The following is a 17,079-nucleotide window of genomic DNA, read 5'->3' as shown; positions in this document are numbered from 1 at the left end:
AACTAATCTGTTATCTAGCGAAATAGCTATATTTAAATGCCCAGTGTTTTTCAGAAATTTCATTTGTCATCTTAACTGTTTGTTTACTTGAAAATTTGCTAATTAGCTTTATATTGTTCTTATTTACTCGACTGGAGATATAAGGCATGAGAGAAGACGATCTGCTAGTCGAAAAAGTTTACCAGCAAGCTAGAGCCGATGAATTTGTCTGGCAGAAAGCGAAAACTTTAGGTATGTCGCGCCAGAAATTCCTGCAATTTATGACTGTCGGTGCAGGAATAGCAATTGGTAGCGGTTTACCACGCTTACGGCTAGAAGAACCCGCTCTAGCTGCTGGGGAGGTAGTTAAATCAGTTCCTCCAGAACTTTTTTACGATTACAAAGGCATTCAACAAGAAATGCGTTGGGAAGCCATGTACGATCGAGGCTATCTAGTTCCCAACGAGCTGTTCTACGTCCGCAACCACACGGCTACCCCTAAAATCGATCGGAAAACATGGCGCTTGCGGGTTGAAGGGTCTGGGGTTTCTCGTCCGAGGGAGTTTACTTACGACGAACTCCTTTCTCTGCCGTCAGTCTCGGTGATTCGAGCGCTAGAGTGTGCTGGTAACGGTCGCAGCTTTTTTGAATCCGTCCAGGGGAAAAAAGCTGATGGAGCGCCGTGGAAACTGGGCGCAATCGGTGTGGCAGAATGGACGGGCGTACCTCTGCGGGAGGTGCTGCAACTCGCAGGAGTCAAACGCACCGCAAAAGACGTAATGCCAGAAGGATTAGACGAAAAGAAAGTTCGCCGTCCGATGTCCCTGGCGAAGGCATTAGAGGAAGATACATTGCTCGTCTATGCGATGAACGGGCAAACTCTACCAGCCGACCACGGTTTTCCCATCCGTGCCTTCGTTCCAGGCTGGCTGGGTGCGGCTAGTATTAAATGGGTAGGGCGGATTGAAGTTTCAGAAAAACCTCTGTTTTCCACTTGGAACACGGAAAGTTATGTCTTAATCGGCTCCGACTATCAACCTAATCCCCCTGCTAAAGGCACGATTATCACGGCGCAAAATATCAAAAGTGCTTTCGAGCTAGCTTGGGATGCCAAGATGCCCGCAGGAGAACATTTATTGCGAGGGCGTTCTTGGTCTGCTGGCGGTAAAATTGCCAAAGTTGAGGTAAGCCTTGATGGTGGCAAAACCTGGCAAGCGGCACGACTCCGAGAGCCTAATCTTGATGGAGCATGGGTGAGATGGGATGTTGATTGGAATGCTCGTCCTGGCAAATATCAGCTTCAGGCAAAGGCTACAGATACTAAAGGCAATACCCAACCAGTTTCAGTGCCTTTCAACGCCAAAGGCTATTTGTACAATGCGGTTGTCAGCCATCCCGTGACTGTGAGTTGAGGAGAGAATGTTTGCAAGTCGCATGGCGACTTGCAAGTATGTTTTGCAAATAAGTTTTAATGAATTGCTGCAAATCCAGCTTTTTCAACAATTTGCTGTCCTTCATGCGAGAGTAACAAGTTGGTGTAAGCAACTCCTGCTCGTTCGTCAGGAGTCCGGTCGCGGCGAATGACGATAAAGAGACGGCGAGTAATCGGATAAGAGCCATCTCGCAGGGCAGGAACATTGACGCGCTCGCCTGCGATTACGGGTGAAACGTAATTTTTAGAGCTACCTCTAGCCAAGCTTAACAGGTGAATCGATCGCTGTCCGGCAGCAATAGAAGCCGAACTGTAAGAGATCGCCCCCGGGGTAGCAGCAACTCGTCGCATGGCTGTGGTATAGTCGCGCACGAGCTTGACATTACGACCCAAATTATTGATGCGATCGCTTAGCAGTAATTTGAGCGTAGCGTGAACCTTGGGGTCTTGAGAAATGGGCGCGATCGCTCGATCTGGTCCCCCTACCTGTTTCCAGTTAGTCACTTTGCCCAGGAAAATATCTTGAAGTTGTTTCACCGACAGTCCAGGTAAGGCAACATTGCGGTGGGTAAAAAATACAATCCCATCAATTGCCACTGGCACTTGTTGCAGAGTAAAGTTACGTTCTTTGGCTTTGCGATACTCTGCATCTGACACAGAGCGACCATTTTGAGCAAAACTGAGTTCGCCATCAAGCAACATACCGATTCCCGTACTACAACCTGGTGGAACGTTAAGCGGTGGTTCGGTGTAGCGTAGATGGAAATTTGGGTGAACCTTGGCAATACTAGAGTGCATTCCGTGGGCAGTCATGGCAGCAAAACAGGTTGCGCCACCAAAGTTAAAGACACCTGTAGGAACGTTAGGAACATCCTGCATCGACGCATAGGTTTGAATATCAGCCGCATTGGATGCTGTTGCTGGAGGCTGTTTTGCTAGCGGTTGTTGTGTGGGCGTAACAACTGCACTCGGTTTATCTTTCAAAGTAGCAGTTGTATGACTTCTGTAGAACCAGTACATCCCACCCGTTCCTAAAAGTAACGCAATCAACGGTATGACCGACCAGGGAAAAGCAGACGAGTTTTTAGTTTGAGAATTGTTAGCGGACTTGTTAAAACTGCGGTTTAATGTAGAGTGGCAACGCCGACAATGACCAGCATCACCAGGATTTTCATCGTAACCACAGACACGGCAATTAATTTTAGTTTGATGAACTTTCATAAGAAAGGTGGTGTGTGGGGACAAGTCGCAAGTCGTAAGCTGCACGTCGTAAGTCAGAACTAACTGCTCGTGCGCTCCCTGATAACTGATAACTGATAACTGATAACTGATAACCGACTTCTAGTGGCGAATTCTCTCTTTTTCTCCCGACTCTAAACCGTTGGTGCTACGTCGCTTGCGACCGAGTACGCTTAACGAAATTAAGCGGTAGAGCAAAATTGTACCTAAACCCCAAATACCATTGAGAATTAAGGCTGTAGCAATACCGTTGGGTTGCCAGCCACCACCGACGGGTTCCCCTCTTAGGGGCATGGCGATAAACCAACTGACAAGACTAGGTGCGATCGCGCCAAACAGCAGTGCTGTCCCCCAAATTCCCAACCCTTGCCGAAAAAAAGAAACAAATAAAACCAATACAATTCCCCAAACTCCACCCCAAAAAGCAAGCGACCAGACGCGGGGAATACCGAAAGGTTGTGTTGCCTTCATTGCATAAGCTGTTAACTTAGCAGGTGCAAAACCAATACTGTGTAACAACAATAGTGCCAGTTGATGAAATAGTAAAACTGATAAAAATCCAGCTACAAAAGCGAGAATCAAACGGGGTAAAGGATGATTTTGCGACGACATAATGCACCTAATTTTATTTGTGTAGATTTTATAGGAGCGAGGAGCGAGGAGCGAGGAGCGAGTAAGAGGGGACAAGGGAGAGAAGAGAGCTGAGGAGGCTGAGGGAGAGTCGCGGAGAGTCGCGGAGAAAGAAATTTATAATCTCCACACCCTACACCCCACACCCCACTCGATCGACAAGTTTTTGACCTTTTGTGGATAGCAGCAGGTTAGCGTAAGCTCTTCCAGCCACTTCATCTAAACTGCCATCCTCGCGATAAACTACGAAGATCCGGCGAATCAGTGGATAGAAACCTTACTCCTGGATGGCTGTAGAAGGCAATACCTCCTAGCGCCACGAGAACTTGTTTGAGGTTGTAACCGCGCGATCGCACTATATTGTATTCCGATTGCTGAATGGGTCGAAAGAACTCAAAGAAACTAATTTCTCCTACTTAGTTAAGAAAGAGACATTATCCTCCTTGGGTAAACTGTCCGATAATACTCGGTAAGGCTTGGCAGAAGAAAAAACCGAAAAACACGACTGAGAGTAAGACGATCGCCTCTCGCCATAGCGGCGATCGCAATTCGGCAGGGAGAAATTTGCGATTGACATAGAGAGCGTGCAAACCTAGAAAGACAAAATTTAAGCCTGCAATGTTCGCACTCAGGAGAATTAAGAAAAAGGGCTTGATCCCCGACAAGAGAATAAAAACCCCCCACAGAGTAAACAAAGAGAGGACGCTGTAGTAAACAAAACGAATATCTCCCCCTCGCCAAGCGCGAATGTGGCTGCTGCCCGACCACACCATATCTGTCACCATACGCGCAAAGACATCCGTGATCCCAAGTTGGGTACTGTAGAGAATCCAAAAGCCTACCAATAGAGTAATAAACCACATAATGCTAGTGGTATCTTCCCGCGATAGGTATTGCGCTTGATAGACCGCGATCGCAAATTGGTTGTCAAAGCGAGTTCCAGGCGGAATAAACTGCAAAGTCAACAAGGCTGGCAGTCCCATTCCTAAGAAACATCCCAGCACCCAAACACCATATTGGTCGGTAATGGCATACTTCCACCATTCGCGCCAACGCTTCTTGTTTTCGGTAGTTAAGGGAAAGACTTTACCCGTGGGAGTCAGAGACATACGGCGACCGCCAATCAGTGCCGGAATGTATCCCACTACGCCCCCCATGCCCAATCCCTTGTCGCGAAACCAGTTACTTAGCGTTCCATTTAAGACTCCTCCCGCACCAGCAAAAGCCGCAAAGCCTCCCACTTTCAGCCAATCAACATTGGGCGGAATCGTGCCGAAGCGGAGAAAACCCGTAACCGCTCGACCCCAGGTCTCGGGAGCAGTAAAACCCAGAGCAATGACGGTTAAGAACAGGAGGATTGCCCCAACAAAAAACCATTGCACGACTTCCATCGTCCGCTCAATTTTGGCTCCAAAAGCAACGATCGCCACTGTAGATAGGAACCAGAATAAGCCAAATGCTTCGATCGTTTCTGCGTGTTCTGGTCCTGGGATATCGCCGACAAACATTGCAGTCAGAGCCGTAGCCGCCGAAGAAGCCCACCCAGGCCATCCTAGTTGCAAAAACGCCAGGACAGAATAAAAAATTGCCCAGAAGCGGGGTCCTGGTTTAGTCCGCATAAAACCCGTATAGATCGGTTCGCCCGTGTACAGGGTGTAGCGAATAAACTCCATGTTCATGACGACTTGGAGAATAATCGAAGTTGTGGCAATCCACAACATAAAACCACCATACTGAGCCGTCACCGCTGGACCCAGCAACCATTCACCGCTACCAATCGAAGTCCCCAAGAGAATTGCTCCAGGTCCAATTAGAGCGATCGCATTATTAAAACTAAATGGCGGCGGTGCGGGGAGATCGGCAACTTCCCAGGGTGGAAGTTCGCCCGCCGAGATTTTAGAACGAGTGGCGATCGCCCCAGCTCCTCTTTCAGTTGCGGTTGGAGCGATCGCTCTATAGATAATCCCTGAAGTATCCGTGACATTTGGCTCCGCTTCTTCTGAAGAGCGCCATCCTAAAATTCGCAGTCCCAGATAAACTAAATAGCCGACAACGATCCCGGCAGCCAACCAGCCATACAAACCCAACCAGAAACTGACATCAGCAAGAATTTGTATTCCGTTGCGGACGAGCGTAATGATAAAACCCAGTACCAAGACTGCCGTAGCTACATATATGGCATACTTGGTAGCTGGGTCGCCTACTTTATCCATAAGCAGCCACAAATAGCTACACAATCCTCTTAATATATCTGGATTGCTAGCAGATAGAAGTTAAATCTAGTTAAAAGTGAGTGGAGAGAATTCGGAATTCGGAATTCGGAATTCGGAATTGGTGATTTGGTAATGGGTAATTGGTAGTTGGTAAAATTCTTCTTCCTTGTCCCCCTTGTCCCTACTCCCTAACCCCTAATCGCATTAATTGCACTTTTAGCCACACCAGCGATCGCGGAATCGGTAGCTTTGGGTAGGTGATAGTATTTGCCTCCCGCGGTTTGAGCTAGTTCTTTAGCAAAACCCGTAGAGATAAATTTATTTTCAGTGTCGATGACCAACAGTTGTATTCCCAATCCGCGAATTCTAGCGGCGATTTCCAGCAGTTCTTTCTTGATATCGGGTTTTTCTCCCTCTGGTAAGGGTTCGCCTAGCGATCGCGCCAGAGGAATATTCCCCCGTCCATCGGTAATTGCCACAACGACCACTTGCCCGATATCTCCTGCCATTTGAGCATTAATTCCCACCCGTACCGCTTGCGTCAAACCATGCGCTAGGGGCGAACCACCACCGCAAGGCAACAATTCCAATCGTTTACGCGCCAAAGCGATCGAACGGGTAGGAGGCAACAACACCTCTGCCTGTTCGCCACGAAACGGGATCAATGCCACTTGGTCGCGATTTTCATATGCTTCTGTCAAGAGCTGAAAAACTGCTCCCTTAGCCGATTGCATCCGATTCAACGCCATCGAGCCAGAAGCATCAACCACAAACACGATCAACGCTCCCGCTTTGCGGACGAGACGCTTGGAGCGAATATCTCCCTGCTCGACAAATACTCTTTTTTGGCGGGAGTCGGGAGAGTAGCTAGTGGCTAGTGACTGGTGGTTAGTGGCTGGAATTACTCCCCCAGCCTCCCTAGTTCTCCCAGCTCTCTTCCCCCCTGCTCCCTGCTCCCTGCTCCCTACTCCCTGCCTCTCCCGCCTTGCCTTCTGATAAGGTGCAGCTGCTCTTAACGTGGCATCTACTGCAATTCGTCGCACTGGACCTTTGGGTAACATCGGTTTGACGTATCGTCCCCGATCTTCGGAGAAAATTAAACTGCGACTGCCGGACTTACCACGTCGCTGTGCCATCTGTGCGAAGTAAAGCACGCTGTCGTCGAGAATTACACCTTCGGCATCAAAAACAAATTCTTCAGGAATATTGGGCGGTGTTTGCTCGTTGTCAGGTTCTTCCTGTTCGTCCTTCTCTTCTTGCTCCTCCTGTTCCTGGTTAGACTCATCTTCGGGTTCGTCTTGGTTTTGGGGTGGCGGAGGTGGCGGGGGTGGTGGTTCTTCGGGTGGAGTTTGTACGACTGTTGCTCTCGGGACGATGACTAATTCTACGGCGCGACGCAAATCTTCGGCTGTAACGGTGGTTCTGCCTTCTAAAGCGGCGGCGGCTTTGGCGACTCGCACGGCGTAAAGTTCGGCGCGGTGTCCCTGGACTCTAGCGCGTACTGCTTCATCGACTAAATAGGCAATTTGCTCGTGGGTAATTTGTACGTCTTTGAGCCACTCTCGCGCCAAGATAATTTGAGTTTTGAGATTGTCGAGATCTTCGGCGTATTGCTGGAGAAACTGCTGTGGTGAGGTGGTGTAAGCGATCGCCTGTTCTACTGCTTGTACTCGTTCGTCTAGACCTAGCACGCCATCCGCAGAAAGAGCGATCGCGATGCGATCGAGTAGGTGTTCCCGCAACGCTCCTTCTTCTGGGTTATACGTAGCGATAAATAAAGGCTGACAGGGATGCCCAAAACTGATTCCTTCCCGTTCGATTTGGTTGCGTCCCTCGGTTAAAACCGTCAGCAGTTGGTTGCTAATACTGTCGTCGAGTAAGTTAATTTCATCGACATACAACACGCCACGATGAGCAAGTGCCAGCAGTCCTGGTTGAAATACGGTTTCTCCCTGTTTGACCGATTGTTCTACATCCACCGAACCTAAGAGTCTGTCTTCTGTGACTCCCAAGGGAATTTGTACGAATGGTGCGGGAATCACTTCTGTAGGGACGCGCAGCTGTTCTGTGGGGGCGCACAGCTGTGCGCCCCTACTTAGTTCGTCATCCCATTCTTCAGGGCGATTGGGATCGCAGTTACAAAAAGAACCTTTAACAACTTCAATCGGTGGTAGAAGGGTATGTATTGCCCGCGCCATGACTGATTTTGCCGTACCGCGACGACCCGCGATCGCGACTCCTCCCAAACCAGGATCGATGGCTGCTAGCAGCAGGGCTATTTTAATGGCTTCTTGTCCCACGACAGCAGTTAAGGGAAAACTGGTAACGGTTGCAGTAGACGACGCAGGCATGGTTTCAATCTTTGAGCTTCCAGCCTTCTAGCATATCAATTCTTTGTCCCTTACTGATAAAGATGGCAGTTGACAGTTGACGGTTGACGGTAAACGCTGCGCTACACTCCGTGAAGACGGTTGACAGTTATCGTTTAACCGGATAGCGATCGCCCTTCTATAGCGAGCCTAAATGATTTGTGAATCTGGGATATTGCTGGTTGACGGTTGACGGTTAACAGTTGACAGTTAACCGTTAACCGTCAACCACCACAACGATCGGTTCATGACTCAAATAGAATCGCTATATATATTTGCAATTTAAATGTAATTTTCATATTTCAAGGGTTTGTAAAGCTTGAGTCAAATTACGTAAAAACTCGCGATAGTTAATATATCTTTAATACATTTTCCCTCTATCTTTGCGCCTTCTTTACCTAGAAAATGAATTCAATAACTAAACTATATACGTATATACTTAATCCGCTAATTTCATAGGTAAAAATCATATTATGTGTATTGTATGTGGAGTGTTCTTTTCTGGCTTAACACTGTTTACACCCGTAACAGAAACACCAAATCCAGCTAGCTCAAATACTGCTAATATCCCTAAAATGCAGTATCAACAAACTCAAAATAAGCCGTTGGCAAAACAAGTTCAAATTAAGCTTGCTAATATGCTGAGTCGATTGCCTATTTCTGAGGAAACACAAGTATTGCGAGAGGAACTCAAATCAATTCAAGTACAATTAGAGCCAATTAAAGATGATGCTAAAGCTCAACAAATTACTGAAAAGGAATTGAGGACTGTATATCAGAGAATTTTAGAAAAACCAAGTTATCAGCAAGAGTTTAATGTATTTATGAAACTGCTAGAAGTCAAGTCCGAACAACAAGCTATTCATAACCTGAGCTTGAACTTGGCTCAAAATAACAGCGATCGCTCAACTCTATTTACAGGACAAGGCAACAGCTGGGGCTGGATACAATAGCTGGTAGGGTGCGTTGATAACGCACCCCACGAATCTGCTATTACTTCCTTATAGCGCGCGACTGGCTGTCTCAACTACCGTGTCATAATCTACGTAGGCTTCTACCAGCGTACCTGGTTTTACGGTGATATTTTTGCCTTTAATAAATACGCCAAATACGCTGACAAGTGCTGCCACTGCTACCATAGTTGCACCCCGACCTTTACCATTTTTCTCCACGGTCGATCGCAACGGAATCTTAGTACCATCGACTGCTTCAATTTCTTCTACAGTAAAGTTTAATTGCCCTTTTTTACCAAACATCCGAGCGCGTTTTGCTTCGGTAACTTTCCCCGTCGCTCGCGCTCCTTTTCTAATCAAAATTTCTTTGGTTGGTGAAAGGACATTTGTTGCTGCATAGTAAACAACAATATCTCCTTCTTGTGCTGTTTTTGAGCTAATTTCTTCAGCTAGTTCTAATTGCAGTTTAGTTCCTGACGCTAATGTTAGCTTTTTCGCCATGAGCATCTGCGATCGCTCTAATTTTAGTTCTGAGTCACGCAACTTTACTGGCTCCGAGCCAACTGGAGCCAGCCAGATTGTTTGCAACAGTAAGACGAGTCCAAAAGATAAATAACGACGATCGAGTTTCATTTTTCGAGTTCCTCATGCTTTTTTATAGCAACCTAGTCAATTAAAATATGCTCTATACTTAAGCGATTAGAGCATACTTTAATAGCTACACCCGGAATTAAATATCGTCTCGCTTTGACTGTGTAGCTTCATGTCTTCTGTAGATACACTCAGAACGGCATAAATACTTTTGCCGATTTTCGCTAAGCGAGCGCAATTATCAATTTAAAAAAATTTGAGGAAATCTAGCTCAATGATAGAAAGTTTTAGCAATTGTCTAATATTTCTTAATCAATGACAATTAACTAAGATGATTTCAGCTTAACAGTCAAAAATAATAAATTATAAATTATCGATTGCAGAGTGTTAACTTGTCTTAACTTTTAGCGGAAAAGTCACTGTAAACGTTGAGCCAACTCCAACCTCAGAGGCTAATTCAATCTTTCCTTGCAACAGCTTGACTAAACGTGAAACGATCGCCAGCCCTAAACCCGTGCTGTTGGGTATGGCGATCGTTCCGGCTTGAAAATAGGGTTCAAACACGCGCTGCTGTGCTTCTGGCGCAATTCCCACGCCTGTATCGGCAACTGCGATCGCCCATCGTTCGCGATCGAGCGTCCAACATTTCACCGAAATCTTTCCATCTAGCGTGTAACGAATCGCATTACTAATCAGATTTGTCACAATTTGCTGCATTCGTAACGAATCTGTCACAACTTTTTCTGGGGCTGATGCTAAGTCGAGGATCAATTTGAGTTCCTTCGCTTGTGCCGCAGGTTGCATCATAGCAACAAGATCGCTTGTTAACTCGCGAATCTCGACTGTTGCGGGCTGGAGTTGCATTTGCCCTGCTTCGTATCGCGAGATTTCTAAAGCATCGTTAATCAGGTGCAATAAATGCCTACCACCGCTTAGCACCCGTTCGATATGTTCTATATTGGCGTAGCTATCTTTGACTTCAACTCTGTCTTTTCGTTGTAGGCGCAAAAATAGATCGGCATAGCCAATAATCGAAGTCAAAGGAGATTTCAGTTCGTGGGCGAGATGAGAAAGGTTTTCGCGATTTGCCCGCACCAGCCGCGTTAATTCCTGGTTGTTGAGTGTCAGTTGACTTTGTAGCTGTTGTAGTTCTGCCAATCGTTGCTCGGTGTAGCTTTTAAAGCAGCGCGCGATCGCTTCATCAATGACAGTATCAATTAATCGAAAAGCACGAATTACCTCTAACGCTGAGCTTGTTTGCAAGCTTGTCTCAATGGTAGAGAAAATAACATGACGCAGAATTCGATACTCTCGGGCAATTTCCCCAGCCTCAAATCCTTGTTCTGCCCTGATGACACCGTGTTCTAAACTCACCTCTACTAGTGTCTTCAAATCGCTATTTTGCGATTGAGAAAGCACTGTTGCCATCGCTTGAATCACGCGCGGTATGCTGTCTTGTAAAGACTTGTACGGCAGCTCGTTAGCTGTTTCAATTTGGTTATCTGCACGAATGGCAGCAATCCAGTCCTTCAAAATCGTATCGCTTCGATCGAGCAGCAGTTGACTGAAATCTTGCATCACTTCAAGTACGCATAGAGGTAAGCATGGCAATCTTCAGTTTATAGGAACTTGCCAGACGGTGTAACCACTCTATCGTTCGATACCTTGGTAGCGATGCTATGGTGGTAGTCCGCAAGTTGTTTCTCCGCACTCCTATGTCGTGGATTTAGCGGCAAAGCTTTTCGACACGCATAGTTTTTTAATGTTTTTTAATTCATCTGCTGAAGAATCTGGCTTGATATTATTGTATTTGACTGCAAAATATTGAACGTTGCCCGAAATAATTTGACGAATTTGAGTAAGAATGTTAAATTTCTCTTCAATAGTTTGAAAACAGTTAGCCTAATCCAGTGTTGTCTGTGTTGAGGAGTTCAAATCGTTAGTAAAACTGGAGCGGAGGAACCAAAATCTGGGGCTTATCTGGTTCAAAGATGAATTAGCAAGAACGAGTATCGAGTTCAGAGCTTCATAGTTCATCCTTGACAAGAAGAACATCTCTCAGTTCTAGCCCGTCAGCTAACTCCGTAGGCGTTGAGAGGAGACTGAAATAAGCAACATTATCAATAATGTTCTGCTTGGTTCAGCTTCTAAGGCTCGTACTGTTAAGCCTGTTGTACCTGCACTTAAAGAGACTGAAAAATAGCAGATGAAAATCCAACAAACATCGCTTGCAAAAATCAAGCAATTCGCCTTGAGGAATTGTCAGGCGGGTAACGTCCACTCTACTACACTTGAATTTCAAGCATCAGATAGGGCTGCTGTAGTTTCAGAATCGCCGACAGATGCGATCGCTTCATTACCTTAGCCGTATGTAGCTAACTACCCACAAATATCGAGTGCATTAGTAGAGCTTTACATGAATGTAAAGCTCTACGAGTTTAGCTAAAATAATCAATACTAAAACCAGTAGCAAAAACATGGAAAACTGGCAGGCGATCGCTAGCACTATTACTTTCCTTACTGTCATCTTTTTCGTGATGACAGAATGGATACACTTGACTATCGCGGCGTTTTTAGGAGCATTAATTCTTGTTTTTACAAATGTGCTAACACTAAATGAAGCAATTGGGTATATTGGTAATAGCTACTCTACTATTGCTTTGTTTTTTGGTGTAATGGTGTTGGTACGAGCATTTGAACCTACAAAAGTTTTTGAATACTTAGCCACCCAAATTGTTATTTTAGCTAAAGGACAAGGCAAGCGCTTACTACTGGGAATTGTGGCAATTACAACTCCAATTTGCGCCTTTTTGCCCAATGCTACAACAGTTATGTTACTAGCACCGCTGATTCCTCCGATTGCAGAGGAAGTAGGGGTAAACTTTGTACCGCTACTTATTTTAATGGTATTCGTAGCCAACAGTGCCGGATTACTAACATTGGTAGGAGATCCAGCTACATTTATTGTTGGAGATGCCGTAAACGTCAGCTTTATTGATTACCTGGCGCGCCTCAGTTTAGGTGGAGTTGTTGCAGTTATTACTGTGGTTGCAATGCTACCATTTCTATTTCGTAAGATTTGGCATAAAGATTTAGAAGATTTAGAACATCTCCCCCATCCAAAAATCAACCATCCTCAAGTTTTAACATTAGGAATTGTTTTAATCGCAGGCGTTTTAATATTTTTTGTTATTGGGGAGATGCTGCCAATTCCAATTTCTCCTGCTGCGGTAGCTTTATTAGGTGCAGCTTTAGCATTGTTACTGTCGCATCATAGCAAAATTGATACAGTTAATAATATTTTGCGAGATGTCGATTGGAGTACGTTAATATTCTTTATGTCCATTTTTGTCTTAATTGGTGGACTAGAGAAAACTGGAGTCGTAACTAGCCTCTCTGGTGTTCTAGCAGCAATTTTAGGGAAAAATATTGCTTTAGGTTCGCTAGCGTTACTCTTTTTTGTTGGTATAGTCTCTAGTGTCGTGCCAAACATTCCTTTGGTTGTGGCAATGGTTCCGTTACTCAAACAGTATGTAGTCAATATTGGTTTAGCATCGCCAGCAATTCTAGAAAAAAGTTTTACAGGAGAGTTGCCAGCAGAAGCCTTACCCCTGTTTTACGCCATGATGTTTGGTGCAACGTTAGGCGGAAACGGAACTTTGGTTGGAGCTTCTTCTAACATAGTTGCTGCCGGAATTGCCGAACAACACGGACGGCGAATTTCATTTAAAACCTTTCTTAAATATGGTTTACCCGTGATGGCAGTCCAATTAGTAACTGCTGCTATATACGTTACAATTCGGTTTTTGATTTAATTGGTCATTTGTCATTTGTCATGCGTCATTTGTCATTGGCAGTCGCAATTTCTACTACACACTTCCTCTCACGACTCATGACTCACTTGTCATTTACGATCGCCACCCAAAAAACTATCAGCACTCCTTTACCATCTACCAATTACCAACTACCAATTACCAAATAAATACATATATCTATAGAATGATTGACGGTAGAGAAATGGCGATGATATCTTGGAAAAGATTAGAGTAAGTCAGCCTAATCTAGTCCTTCATCTGCACATAGATGAGACTAGAGCGGAGGAACCAATTGTAAGGGGCTTATCTTGATTTAAGAGGGGCATCTCTCAGCCCTAGCCCGTCAGCTAACTTCGTAGGCATTGAGAGGAGACTGAAGAGTAAGCATTATTTGATTAATGTTTTGAACTCATCAGTGTTCCTGTCTGGTACTGCTCGATTTTACGTACCTGCGATCGACTCTGAGGAGTATCAATATGATATTTCAGTTAAATCTTGCTACTCTAGCAGTAGCCGGACAAGCTGCGTGGAAAAGGGTTAGACCGATTGTCATCAGGGATGCCGTTTTGTTACCTGCCGCTGGTTTCTTAGGCATCATTATTTTGTGGTGGGCGATCGCCCTTGTCAATCCTGAATTAATGCCTACGCCACCACAAGCATTAGTAGCGAATTTAGACTACATTCTCAACCCATTTTACCAACGCGGTCCAGGCGATTTAGGCATTGGCTGGCTGTTGTTGGCAAGTCTGCGACGAGTGTTACTTGGATTTGCTTTAGGCGCAGCAGTAGCAATTCCTGTTGGCTTCTTGATTGGAATGTCAAAGCCAGCAATGATGGCACTCAATCCCATTATTCAAATCTTCAAACCTGTATCGCCTTTAGCGTGGTTGCCGATCGCCCTAGCTATTTTTAATTTGGCAGATCCCTCGGCAATTTTTGTAATTTTTATTACTTCTTTGTGGCCCACAATTATTAATACAGCCTTGGGTGTTTCGAGCGTATCGAAAGACTATATCAACGTGGCTAGAGTTCTGGAAATGCCACGCTGGAGACAGATAACTAAAATTATTTTGCCCGCCAGCTTACCTTATATTTTTACAGGCTTGCGCATTAGTTTAGGTATCGCTTGGCTGGTAATTGTTGCCGTAGAAATGCTCACAGGTGGTGTTGGCATTGGCTTTTTTGTCTGGGATGAATGGAGTCGCCTCAATCTCAGTTCTGTCTTCCTCGCAGTCTTGGTCATTGGCTTAACAGGCTTACTATTAGACTTTGCCGTTGCCAAAATTGAATCTCTAGTCATCCACCGCCGCCCTGCTTAGGAAGGGGTGAGGAGTGAGGAGTGAGAGGTGAGGGAAAGAATTAAGCACGATTTTTGTTGTTTGTCCGGCAAATGGCAAATGACCAATGACCAATGACCAATGACAAATAACTATGAACAACTGGACGCGACGCGAGTTTTTAGCAGGAATAGGCGCGACAGCGGCGGGAATGTCGCTGGGTGGTTGCGCGATAAGCGGTGACAGAAGTGCTACAGGACTCACAGCAGAAGCCGCAGCGATCGAACAAATAGTCGATCCGAAAACCTTAGAAAAACCAAATTTGACTGTAGGTTACGTACCAGTCAACGACTGCGCCCCATTTGCGATCGCTTGGCAGAAAGGATTTTTCCGCAAGTATGGACTAAATGTCAAACTCAACCGCGAAGCTAGCTGGGGAACTTCACGAGATGGCATCATCTTCGGACGTACCGATGCTGCTCCCGTTGTCAGCGGCGCTGTTACCAATGCTAGGACAGGGGCAGAAGGCGCACGTCATGCCCCCCTATGTGCGGCAATGACAATCCACCGCCACGGCAACGCTATGACCATGAACCGCGCCATGTGGGATGCTGGTTTGCGTCCTTGGCGAGAGTACAACGGCAATTTAGAAGAATTCGGGCGCGATTTTCGCAACTATTTCGACAACTTGGCTTCAGAAAAGCGAGTCTGGGCAGTCGTGTTAAGTTCTGCTATTTATGAATATTTCGTCCGCTACCTCTCAGCGGCGGCGGGTGTAGATCCGACCAAAGAATTTCGGATTATTATCATTCCTCCACCTCAGATGGTGACGAACGTGCGGATTGGGGCGATGCAAGCTTATATGGTTGCCGAACCTTGGAACACTCGCGCCATTACTGGTAATGAGGGTGTAGGCTTTACCTTTGCCCAAGGTAGAGAAATTTGGCAAGGACATCCAGATCGCTTGCTGGGGGTGATGGAAAGCTTTATTACCAACTATCCAAGAACCTATCGATCGCTCGTTAAGGCAATGATTGAAGCCTGTCAGTATTGCAGTAGACCAGAAAATCGGGAAGAAGTTGCTAAATTAATCTCACAACGTTCCTTTACTGCGGCTAAGCCGAAATTGACCCGCGCGGCGATCGTCGGGGAATACAACTACGGTGGTTTTGATGGTGAAAAGCGGCTTGTCAAAGCGCCGGAAACAACAGTCTTTTTCGATTATCCAGCTCACCTTGCCACAATCCCAAACGACCATTCCACTTTTTTATGGCAGTCTCAAAGCCTGTGGTTGATGACTCAATCAGTACGGTGGGGACAAATCCCAGAAGTTCCCAAAAATGCCGAAGCTGTAGCCCGAAAAGCGTGGAGGACTGATTTATACCGCGAAATTGCTGCCGAAATGGGAATTGAATGCCCGCAAGAAGATTACAAGGTAGAACCAGCCACAGCTTTTATTGACAAAAAAGCCTTCGATCCTAGCGATCCAGTCGGATATCTCAACAGTTTTGAAATTAGAGCAAATCGCCCCAAATCTTTTTTTATGTCTAGTTAATAGTAGTTAGTAGTTGGTATTTCCCCTACTCCCTACTCCCTACTCCCTATAAACCTATGACCAAATCTACAACTTTTTATCCTAACCAAAACGAGCTTGACTATGATGCTCGCAACTTTCTAGAAATTAAAAACCTCGTCAAAGCTTACCGCAATCCCAATGGCAGTGAATTTGTCGTTCTCGATGGCATCGATCTGACTATTGCAGAAGACGAGTATATTTCTGTTATCGGTCACTCTGGCTGCGGTAAATCAACCCTACTAAAAATTGTGGCTGGGTTAGAAAAAGCGACTGCCGGATCGGTAAGACTGGAAGGGAAAGAAATCCGCAAACCAGGCGCAGAAAGAATGATGGTGTTTCAACAATATTCCCTATTACCGTGGTTAACAGTAAGGGAAAATGTTAGGCTCGCAGTAGATGAAGTGATAAAAAATGCTAGCCGTGCCGAAAAAATTAGCATTGTTAACGAACACTTAGCAATGGTGAATTTAACAGCAGCAGCAGATAAGTATCCTGATGAAATATCGGGAGGAATGAAGCAGCGAGTAGGAATTGCTAGAGCTTTAGCAACTCGTCCGAAAATGCTACTAATGGACGAACCTTTCGGAGCATTAGATGCTCTCACTCGCGGAAAATTACAAAGACAAGTTTTAGATATTTGGGAAAATCAACGGCAAGCAGTGATGATGATTACTCATGACGTAGAAGAGGCAATTTATATGTCCGATCGCATTGTTTTAATGACCAATGGACCAAACGCTAAAATTGGTGAAATTATCGACGTTCCCTTTCCTCACCCACGCGATCGCCATGCTATGAGACATTCATCAGAATACATGGAATTACGCGATCGCGCCTTAGATTTTCTCGATCGCTATTTTACCCAAGACGAATAATTTTTCAGGAGTCAAGAGCCAGAAGTCAGGAGTCGGAAAATAGAAAAGTGTATCCCTATCTAGATTCTCCCCCCTCTCCCTTGTCTCCCCCTCTCCCTTGTCTTCCCCTCTCCCACTCACCCAAAGGAAA

At 45.6% G+C, this 17,079-nt stretch carries 13 protein-coding genes and 2 riboswitches; of the genes, 7 read left to right on the top strand and 6 right to left on the bottom strand.

Annotation, left to right across the window (positions count from 1 at the left end; translation table 11 throughout):
• The first annotated feature begins 146 nt into the window (after positions 1 to 146).
• Positions 147 to 1,391, top strand: coding sequence for a sulfite oxidase (locus QH73_RS18510; RefSeq protein WP_039715968.1), 1,245 nt, complete (start codon positions 147 to 149; stop codon positions 1,389 to 1,391).
• Between the two features lie 56 nt (positions 1,392 to 1,447).
• Here QH73_RS18510 and QH73_RS18505 read toward each other — a convergent pair whose 3' ends face one another.
• From QH73_RS18505 to QH73_RS18490, 4 genes are all read right to left on the bottom strand, one after another.
• Positions 1,448 to 2,632, bottom strand: coding sequence for a PstS family phosphate ABC transporter substrate-binding protein (locus QH73_RS18505; RefSeq protein ID WP_039715969.1), 1,185 nt, complete (start codon positions 2,630 to 2,632; stop codon positions 1,448 to 1,450).
• A gap of 120 nt (positions 2,633 to 2,752) precedes the next feature.
• Positions 2,753 to 3,262: a hypothetical protein gene (locus QH73_RS18500; protein ID WP_039715970.1), complete on the bottom strand. Its 510-nt coding sequence runs from the start codon at positions 3,260 to 3,262 to the stop codon at positions 2,753 to 2,755.
• 452 nt (positions 3,263 to 3,714) lie between these two features.
• Positions 3,715 to 5,493 (bottom strand): Nramp family divalent metal transporter, encoded by a 1,779-nt coding sequence (locus QH73_RS18495; RefSeq protein WP_039715971.1) that lies wholly within the window; start codon positions 5,491 to 5,493, stop codon positions 3,715 to 3,717.
• A gap of 188 nt (positions 5,494 to 5,681) precedes the next feature.
• Entirely contained in the window at positions 5,682 to 7,844 is a 2,163-nt protein-coding gene (locus tag QH73_RS18490; RefSeq protein WP_039715972.1) for a magnesium chelatase subunit D family protein, read from the bottom strand.
• A 491-nt stretch (positions 7,845 to 8,335) separates the two neighbouring features.
• Between QH73_RS18490 and QH73_RS18485 the strand changes: the two genes are divergently transcribed.
• On the top strand, positions 8,336 to 8,815 hold the full coding sequence (locus tag QH73_RS18485; protein ID WP_132867365.1) for a hypothetical protein: 480 nt from the start codon (positions 8,336 to 8,338) through the stop codon (positions 8,813 to 8,815).
• 48 nt (positions 8,816 to 8,863) lie between these two features.
• Here the strand turns inward: QH73_RS18485 and QH73_RS18480 are convergent, their stop codons facing one another.
• Positions 8,864 to 9,448, bottom strand: a complete 585-nt coding sequence (locus QH73_RS18480) for a hypothetical protein (protein ID WP_039715974.1) — start codon at positions 9,446 to 9,448, stop codon at positions 8,864 to 8,866.
• A gap of 345 nt (positions 9,449 to 9,793) precedes the next feature.
• Positions 9,794 to 10,984 carry a sensor histidine kinase gene (locus QH73_RS18475; protein WP_039715975.1) on the bottom strand — a complete coding sequence of 397 codons (1,191 nt, stop codon included), beginning with the start codon at positions 10,982 to 10,984 and terminating at the stop codon, positions 9,794 to 9,796.
• A gap of 340 nt (positions 10,985 to 11,324) precedes the next feature.
• Positions 11,325 to 11,512, top strand: a riboswitch (cyclic di-AMP (ydaO/yuaA leader).
• Positions 11,513 to 11,612: 100 nt separating this feature from the next.
• On the opposite strand from QH73_RS18475, the gene QH73_RS18470 reads away from it, so the two are divergent.
• From QH73_RS18470 to QH73_RS18450, 5 genes are all read left to right on the top strand, one after another.
• Positions 11,613 to 11,771, top strand: a complete 159-nt coding sequence (locus QH73_RS18470) for a hypothetical protein (RefSeq protein ID WP_165587731.1) — start codon at positions 11,613 to 11,615, stop codon at positions 11,769 to 11,771.
• Between the two features lie 112 nt (positions 11,772 to 11,883).
• Positions 11,884 to 13,221, top strand: a complete 1,338-nt coding sequence (locus QH73_RS18465) for an ArsB/NhaD family transporter (RefSeq protein ID WP_039715976.1) — start codon at positions 11,884 to 11,886, stop codon at positions 13,219 to 13,221.
• 228 nt (positions 13,222 to 13,449) lie between these two features.
• A riboswitch (cyclic di-AMP (ydaO/yuaA leader) is annotated at positions 13,450 to 13,598 on the top strand.
• A gap of 99 nt (positions 13,599 to 13,697) precedes the next feature.
• On the top strand, positions 13,698 to 14,540 hold the full coding sequence (ntrB, locus tag QH73_RS18460) for a nitrate ABC transporter permease (RefSeq protein ID WP_039715977.1): 843 nt from the start codon (positions 13,698 to 13,700) through the stop codon (positions 14,538 to 14,540).
• Between the two features lie 112 nt (positions 14,541 to 14,652).
• Positions 14,653 to 16,053 (top strand): ABC transporter substrate-binding protein, encoded by a 1,401-nt coding sequence (locus QH73_RS18455; RefSeq protein ID WP_039715978.1) that lies wholly within the window; start codon positions 14,653 to 14,655, stop codon positions 16,051 to 16,053.
• A gap of 56 nt (positions 16,054 to 16,109) precedes the next feature.
• Positions 16,110 to 16,949: an ABC transporter ATP-binding protein gene (locus QH73_RS18450; protein WP_039715979.1), complete on the top strand. Its 840-nt coding sequence runs from the start codon at positions 16,110 to 16,112 to the stop codon at positions 16,947 to 16,949.
• Positions 16,950 to 17,079 lie beyond the last annotated feature (130 nt).

Origin of the sequence: Scytonema millei VB511283, from assembly GCF_000817735.3 — a bacterium.
Lineage (GTDB): Bacteria > Cyanobacteriota > Cyanobacteriia > Cyanobacteriales > Chroococcidiopsidaceae > Chroococcidiopsis > Chroococcidiopsis millei_B.
The sequence above is the reverse complement of the archived record's forward strand: the minus strand, read 5'-3'. Positions and strand labels throughout refer to the sequence as shown.

Bases quoted from the DNA above. Each gene is read 5' to 3' on its own strand.
- ntrB (WP_039715977.1), top strand. From the start codon at position 13,698: ATGATATTTCAGTTAAATCTTGCTACTCTAGCAGTAGCCGGACAAGCT.
- QH73_RS18475 (WP_039715975.1), bottom strand. From the start codon at position 10,984: ATGCAAGATTTCAGTCAACTGCTGCTCGATCGAAGCGATACGATTTTG.
- QH73_RS18485 (WP_132867365.1), top strand. From the start codon at position 8,336: ATGTGTATTGTATGTGGAGTGTTCTTTTCTGGCTTAACACTGTTTACA.
- QH73_RS18500 (WP_039715970.1), bottom strand. From the start codon at position 3,262: ATGTCGTCGCAAAATCATCCTTTACCCCGTTTGATTCTCGCTTTTGTA.
- QH73_RS18510 (WP_039715968.1), top strand. From the start codon at position 147: ATGAGAGAAGACGATCTGCTAGTCGAAAAAGTTTACCAGCAAGCTAGA.
- QH73_RS18490 (WP_039715972.1), bottom strand. From the start codon at position 7,844: ATGCCTGCGTCGTCTACTGCAACCGTTACCAGTTTTCCCTTAACTGCT.
- QH73_RS18480 (WP_039715974.1), bottom strand. From the start codon at position 9,448: ATGAAACTCGATCGTCGTTATTTATCTTTTGGACTCGTCTTACTGTTG.
- QH73_RS18465 (WP_039715976.1), top strand. From the start codon at position 11,884: ATGGAAAACTGGCAGGCGATCGCTAGCACTATTACTTTCCTTACTGTC.
- QH73_RS18495 (WP_039715971.1), bottom strand. From the start codon at position 5,493: ATGGATAAAGTAGGCGACCCAGCTACCAAGTATGCCATATATGTAGCT.
- QH73_RS18505 (WP_039715969.1), bottom strand. From the start codon at position 2,632: ATGAAAGTTCATCAAACTAAAATTAATTGCCGTGTCTGTGGTTACGAT.
- QH73_RS18470 (WP_165587731.1), top strand. From the start codon at position 11,613: ATGAAAATCCAACAAACATCGCTTGCAAAAATCAAGCAATTCGCCTTG.
- QH73_RS18455 (WP_039715978.1), top strand. From the start codon at position 14,653: ATGAACAACTGGACGCGACGCGAGTTTTTAGCAGGAATAGGCGCGACA.
- QH73_RS18450 (WP_039715979.1), top strand. From the start codon at position 16,110: ATGACCAAATCTACAACTTTTTATCCTAACCAAAACGAGCTTGACTAT.